This is a genomic window from Nocardia sp. NPDC004722 (genome assembly GCF_053601505.1).
On record NZ_JBSGBY010000879.1, the window covers coordinates 1 to 2,596 of the forward strand.

Annotated in this window: 3 protein-coding genes; all 3 read right to left on the reverse strand. The window is 70.3% G+C overall.

All coding sequences use genetic code 11. The annotated features are described in order from the left end of the window. Positions 1-832: NAD(+) diphosphatase (gene nudC / locus ACWELQ_RS43400; RefSeq protein WP_452402800.1), on the reverse strand; the 832-nt coding region annotated here is incomplete at its 3' end. Positions 833-859: 27 nt separating this feature from the next. After that, positions 860-1,918: a potassium channel family protein gene (locus ACWELQ_RS43405; protein ID WP_452402801.1), complete on the reverse strand. Its 1,059-nt coding sequence runs from the start codon at positions 1,916-1,918 to the stop codon at positions 860-862. A 134-nt stretch (positions 1,919-2,052) separates the two neighbouring features. Further along, positions 2,053-2,596, reverse strand: a 544-nt coding sequence (locus ACWELQ_RS43410) for a PD-(D/E)XK nuclease family protein (protein WP_452402802.1), incomplete at its 5' end; no start/stop codon positions are given.

Here is a 2,596-nt window from a genome sequence, read left to right on the forward strand (position 1 = left end):
AATCCTTGCGGCCCCAGGCCCCCGCGGCCAGCGCCTGCCGCACTTCTTCGCGGGTGAACCAGTACGCCTCGACGATCTCGCCGTCGTGGAAGGCCACCGGCTGCTCCGGATCCGCCACGGCGGCGAAGCCCAGCATCAGCGAACGCGGGAAGGGCCAGGGCTGGCTGCCCAGGTAGCGGATGTCGGTGACATCCACCCCGACCTCCTCCTTGATCTCGCGTTCGACGCAGCGTTCCAGCGACTCCCCCGCCTCCACGAACCCGGCCAGCAGCGAGAAAAGCCCCTCGGGCCAGGAGTTCTGGCGGGCCAGCAGGACGCGGTCGCCGCCGTCGTGGATGAGGCAGATGACCGCCGGGTCGGTGCGCGGGAAGTCCTCGTGCCCGCTTTCGCTGGTGCGCGACCAGCCGCCGTTGGTGGAGGTGGTGGGGGTGCCGTCGACCGCGCTGAAGGCCGCCTTGTCGTGCCAGTTCAGCAGGGCGATGGCGGTGGCGAGCAGGCCGAGGCCGAAATCATCGAGATCCAGGCCGGTGCCGTAGGCGCGCAGGTCGACGAGGGTGCCCTCGATGGCGTTGTCGCGCACGGCCCACAGATGGGTGCCGGCGTCGACGCCGAGGAAGACGGCCTCGGGGGCGCGTTCGGGGGCGAGGGTGAGCGCGGGCTCGAGCACCACGGCCCCCTCCTCGATGCGGACCTGGCCGCGCCTGTTCATGCGGAGGAGTTTCGCCTGCGCCCAGCCCTCTTTGAGGGCCTGCTCGTCGGCGCGTAGATCTTCGGCGCGGTCGAGCGTGGTACGGGAAAGCACCGGAACAGCATTCAGCTGGAAACCTGACACACTCCCGAGACTAGACGGGCGCGGTGGTCAGCCTTGGACGCGGCGCAGATAGAGGAGTCGGTCGCCGGTCTCGAGGGCGTCGGTCTCGGGGTCGCCGACGCGGATGAGACGGCCCTCGCGGACCACGCCGAGCACGATGTCGCGCAGGTGACGCGGGGAGCCGCCGACCTCCTCGGTCTCGACGTCGCGTTCGGAGATGGCGAAACCGGCTTCCGGGGTGAGCAGGTCCTCGATCATGTCGACCACAGCGGGTGTGGTGGTGGCGATGCCGAGCAGGCGGCCCGCGGTCTCAGACGAGACGACCACCGAGTCCGCGCCGGACTGCCGCAGCAGGTGCGTGTTCTCGGCCTCGCGGACGGCGGCGGAAATCTTTGCCTTGGGATTGATTTCGCGCGCGGTGAGGGTGACCAGGACCGCGGTGTCGTCCCGGTTGGTGGCGACCACGACCGCGGCGGCGTGCTGAACTCCGGCCAGCCGCAACACATCCGATTTGGTGGCCGAGCCGTGCACGGTGACCAGGCCGGCGTTGGCGGCGAATTCCAGGACCTGCGGGTCGGTGTCGACCACCACGATGTCACCGGCCGAGACGCCGTCGGCCAGCATGGCGTCCACGGCGGTGCGGCCCTTGGTGCCGTAGCCGACTACCACGGTGTGATTGCGCACGGTGTGCCTCCATCGCTGAATCTTGAACGCCTGCCGGGACCGTTCGGTGAGCACCGACAGGGTGGTGCCGACCAGGACGATGAGGAACAGCACCCGCAGCGGCGTGACAACGAGAATATTGATCAGCCGCGCGGTGGACGTGACGGGTGTGATGTCGCCGTAGCCGGTGGTCGAGAGCGACACCGTCGCGTAGTAGGCGGCGTCGAGCAGTCCCATGCGGTCGCGGGCGTTGTCGTGATACCCGTCGCGGCCCACGTAGACCACGACGGTGGCCAGCACCAGCAGCAGCACCGCCAGCCCCAGCCGCCGCGCCAGCGAATACCACGGGCTCGACTGGACGGACGGCACGCGCAGGATGCCGACCAGCGCGAAGTCGGGCCGATCGTTCAAATTGCCCAGACCGCGCGAGGAATCACCGAACACGCGCGTCCCCGGTCACTCGGCGATCCGACGCTGCGGGAGGTTCTGGCTGCGGCACAGGTCCGCAGCGTACCGGCCGCCACCCGATTCGCCCGACAACCCGCCACCGTTCCGCCCGTCATCGCCGGGTGCGGCGATCAGTCGTACAGGTCCGGCGGCAGCGATTCCGGGTCCGGTGGGGGCTCGAAATCCCAGGCCGGTGGGTCCGGGAACGGATCGTCCGGGGGCGTCGCCGCCGGCTCGCCGGGCTCCGAAGGGGCAGGAGGGCGGAGCATTTCGACATCGGTGGGTTCGGGTGGGCCGGGATCGTCCTCGTCGGGGTCGGGCGGAAGTGGGGGTTGGGGTGGGGTGGGCGGGACGCGGCGGGGGGCCGCGGTGGTGATGATGGCGGCGAGTTCGGTTGGGCCGGGGAGGTGTTCGGGGGCGATGGTGCGATTGGTGCGGACGTAGTGGAAGGCGGCGACGGTGTTGGCGAGGATGTCGGCCTCGGGTTCGCCGGTACGGGCGGATTCGAGGCGGGCCCAGGCGAGGCGGTAGACGGCGAGCTGGATGGCGACCGAATCCTCTTCGGCGCGTTGCGGTTCCGCGCCGGTCTTCCAGTCGACGACGACCCAGGTGCCGTCGGGGCGGCGGAAGACGGCGTCCATGCGTCCGCGGATCACGGTGCCCGCGAGGGTGGTC